Source organism: Sporolactobacillus shoreae, assembly GCF_004684935.1.
Lineage (GTDB): Bacteria > Bacillota > Bacilli > Bacillales > Sporolactobacillaceae > Sporolactobacillus > Sporolactobacillus shoreae.
The window spans coordinates 1-3,718 of record NZ_SRJD01000050.1; the positions used below are offsets into that span (position 1 = coordinate 1).

Sequence of the window (3,718 nt, forward strand, 5' to 3'; positions counted from 1 at the left end):
CGACTCTATTCTAACTGAGATGATGGGCTCCGGCTCATTTTCTATGAAAAAAATGAAAGAAACAGGGGAAATCGAATCCCGCTGTTTTTCTGGAGGGGGCTGGCCAGCCCCCTCCAGAAAAACAGAAACCCCTGCTCATTTCCTCATATTCAGATCACCCTATTTACACAAGTATACAGACTTAACTCCTGCAATGGTATGATTATATATCTTCATATTTAAATAAAATTTAAAAATAAATTAGTTTATTTATAATCTACATAGTTGAATATGAGCTGTATTTCATGGTCATGGGAATTCAAGTTAAAGATAAAATGAGCCATCAAGTGCACGCGTTTATAAATACCCATCGGGTGTCCCAAAATTGTTATCACCGTTATAACGTGATAACATAAGAATGTACTAAACAAAGGAGGCCGAATGCCATGGATGAAATCACCGTTCAGCGGAAACTCATGAAGATAGGAAATAGTTGCGGTGCTACTTTCCCGCATGAAATTCTGAAGCATCTCAATGTAAAGCCGGGCGATCAGATCGACTTCAACATACAAACAGACGGCACCGTAACCCTTAAAAAAAAGGAGAACACGACTCTACCCAAAGGCGTCGATCCAGATTTCATCAATATGGTCAACGGCATCATTGAAAAGTATGACGATGTCTTCAAGGGTCTGACCACCCGATGACCTATTACCTCACCGAAGAACAAATCATCTATTTAAATGCCTTTTTAATTAGAACCTATTCGCCAAATGAGGATGTCGGTGTTAAAGAAGCGGCACTCTTAAACAGCGCCGTAAACCGTCCCAAGCAGTCGGCATTTGGACGCGATGCCTATCCAACGATTTTCAAGAAAGCTGCTGCCCTGTTTCAGAGCCTGTCCCAAAACCACCCATTCTTCAATGCCAATAAGCGAACAGCGTTCGCCGCACTCGAAGCCTTTTTAGAGAAAAACGGATACACCTTGTCCGTTGAAACTCAGGAAGAAATTGATTTCACCGTCGAAATAGCAGATCAAGAGAACAAAATCGACATCAACGAAATCAGTATTTGGATCAAACACCAATCAAATAGAATCTAAAAAGCCGCAGCGTGATCAGTCTTTACACAATCGTCATTTTAATCATTTTTATCGAATAAATTAAAAATTATTTAAAATTAAATTAAATAATATTAGTATTTTAAATTGATATATCAACTGCCGGCAAACTTTTGATAAATTAATTTTTTCCAGTATGTAACCTTTTAGCCCCCATCTTGCCGTAGGTCAATCATCTGTAGCATTCATTGGAAAAAAGTTTGATTAAATTAACTTAATAAACCTTGATAAAAGAACAAAAAGAAAAAGCGTGTTTTGAAAAAAAAGATTGATCAAAACACGCTTTTTCTAAATTCAATTGAGTCATTATTGAAGCAAAATTGATATGTCCCCTCAATCCCTCTACAAAAAAAGAAACATACCTATATTAATTACTATTGCTTCCACAATTCTTCTGTCTTAATCACTTTATAATCTGCATTTCGAACCGTATGTCTCACGGTAGGATGATTGGGATACCCCACATTTCCATCGAAGAACGTGATCACTGTGGTTCTATCATTTTTAACAAATTGATCAAAGCTTCCCCCAGCCCCACTAATATTCGTCCAGTGTAAAACTATCGTATCGCCTGAAGTTCCTTTCTTGACCAAACTCCACAAACTCCTTCGGTAATTATTCCATGAAATATCTTTTGAAATCTCATTATTAGTATTCTTATATGTGTTCTCATAAAAATCAATTGCTTCATCCATACTTCCCCAGGCATTTTTTTGGAATGTAAATTTGATAATCTGTCCTTCTGGAATGGTACCATCAGCCGAGAATTTGTTGTAAGCCTCCCCTTCAGCAGTTATACCTTCAAAATCACTGCCATTTCTTTTCAATAACAAAGCATGTTGCTGCTTACCTTCGCTATTTTTTATCGTTATAACAGTATACCCATGAGGATCTTTATTTTTAGCAATCACATAAGAAAAATGGTACACGTAATTGATTGTTAATTGCCCATTGTTAAAGTACCAAGTGCTACTTGCACCATCTTGTTCCCCCCTTGCCAGCCAAACGCCACCGATATTATCACTCGCCTGTAATACTTCTGAGGATGTTGAACTTTTAGATGTTGAAGTCTTTACTGCCGGTTTTGTTTTTTGTTCTGAACTTTGTGATGTCGTTTCTGTTGTTTTTGTGCTTTGTATCGAATTTTGTGGGGAAGTTTTGGTTGATTCACCGGTCGTTTTTCCACATCCAGAAAGCACTACCCCAAGAAGAACTATCCAAACAAGTATTATCTTTTTCATTTACATTAGCCCCCCCTTTTTATAGAGAATGTTTTTACTGTATTTTAACATTTTTAATTAGACTAAATGATTATCTGTGCTATGACCCAGGGATTTTTTGGTTCGCTGATAAATTTGTAGCTGTTGAACAAAGTTGGATAAAAACATAGGCTGATCAATATTTTTTTAGAATCAGTTTAGCTTTTTTAAACGGTTCATCTTTATTCGGAACGGTTTTCTGAGCAGGGATTGTCCTTTTCTTTTCGTCATGTCATGTTCCTGAACATTAATATTTCTGTGATGTCTCTTAAAAGAACTTGGTTTAGATAATTTCAATCCATTTTCTTGGATGTAGTTATATAATAGGAGGGTTGCGAGGGGATACCATTTGAAGTAAGGGGATAGATGAACCATGAAAAAAATAGCCTTTCTTTTAGCGACGATTGGGGTTGTTTCGTCACTTATGTCTGGATGCAGTACGGGGCATTCACCTTCAAAATCAACCACGAAGAAAGCAATTCCTTCTAAGTCCTCATTGGCGATTACAAGTGTTCATGTAACTAAGAATGACGGACAGAATTTAGATGTAACTTTGACTGCGGACAATCATACAGACAAGGCAATTTATGTCCATCCTTCAGAATTTGCCTTAAGCAGTGACTCAACAACTTTATCGTCTACAGCACAGTCAAACGTGCCTTCTCAGATTCCGGCAGATTCTATCACAAACATAACACTGGATTTTAAAGTAAAGGGTCAGTTGTCGGGAACAATCAAGCCAAAAGTCGCATTCCAGCCGATCGGCAATCAGCCAGAACAATTTGAATCCCTTGGCAACGTGACTATTCCCGTTCCGAAAAATCCGGTAAGTAAATCTGCGACTAGCGAATCAACAAGCAAACCAAGTCCGAATCAAACGCCGTCTCAACCTTTGCCAAGCATGACCTATAACACTGATACATATGGCCAAGATTTAACCATCATCTTTCACAATTTGGGTCAGTATTCGCCCTCAAAGCTTGAGATGATTGTTCCAGCCTACCCCGGAAATGACGATATTGCTACTATAGTCAATGGTGCCATTCAGCCTGATTCATCCTGGCAGATGAATAACGGCAATCTCGAATTTTCATTTCCGCATGCAGATTGGGGAGCGAATACAGTGATCAAGGTGACATGCACAGCACCCGGAAAAAATCCCATCACGCTTTCTTTCCCTTACAAGGTTCCTCAAAATTAAAAAATAAGAAATGACGAAAAGGTATATTCTCTCCTGAATTATTCATAGAACGAGTTTTTTCCGTTCCTGAGCGGAGATTTCTCGAAAAATCAAGCCATTTTTGACACGTCCAGATTCAAAATGAATCGGCTCATCAAAGTTTCGGCAATTGACATACGT

5 protein-coding genes are annotated in these 3,718 nt (G+C 38.1%); 4 read left to right on the plus strand and 1 reads right to left on the minus strand.

Translation table 11 applies throughout. The features are described 5' to 3' along the window. The 3 genes from E4665_RS18395 to E4665_RS17905 all read left to right on the plus strand — a co-directional run. The coding region (locus E4665_RS18395) for a hypothetical protein (RefSeq protein WP_206663605.1) at positions 1 to 202 on the plus strand (202 nt) is incomplete at its 5' end. Between the two features lie 223 nt (positions 203 to 425). Then, on the plus strand, positions 426 to 686 hold the full coding sequence (locus E4665_RS17900; protein ID WP_135350165.1) for an AbrB/MazE/SpoVT family DNA-binding domain-containing protein: 261 nt from the start codon (positions 426 to 428) through the stop codon (positions 684 to 686). Beyond that, positions 683 to 1,081 (plus strand): type II toxin-antitoxin system death-on-curing family toxin, encoded by a 399-nt coding sequence (locus E4665_RS17905; RefSeq protein WP_135350166.1) that lies wholly within the window; start codon positions 683 to 685, stop codon positions 1,079 to 1,081. Before E4665_RS17900 ends, E4665_RS17905 begins: the two co-directional genes overlap by 4 nt. 392 nt (positions 1,082 to 1,473) lie before the next feature. On the opposite strand, the gene E4665_RS17910 is transcribed toward E4665_RS17905, so the two are convergent. Next, positions 1,474 to 2,340 (minus strand): hypothetical protein, encoded by an 867-nt coding sequence (locus E4665_RS17910; protein WP_135350167.1) that lies wholly within the window; start codon positions 2,338 to 2,340, stop codon positions 1,474 to 1,476. Positions 2,341 to 2,731: 391 nt separating this feature from the next. Here E4665_RS17910 and E4665_RS17915 point away from each other — a divergent pair, with 391 nt between their 5' ends. Next, the gene (locus E4665_RS17915; RefSeq protein ID WP_135350168.1) at positions 2,732 to 3,559 is read left to right on the plus strand and encodes a hypothetical protein; all 828 of its coding nucleotides are present in this window, start codon (positions 2,732 to 2,734) and stop codon (positions 3,557 to 3,559) included. Positions 3,560 to 3,718 lie beyond the last annotated feature (159 nt).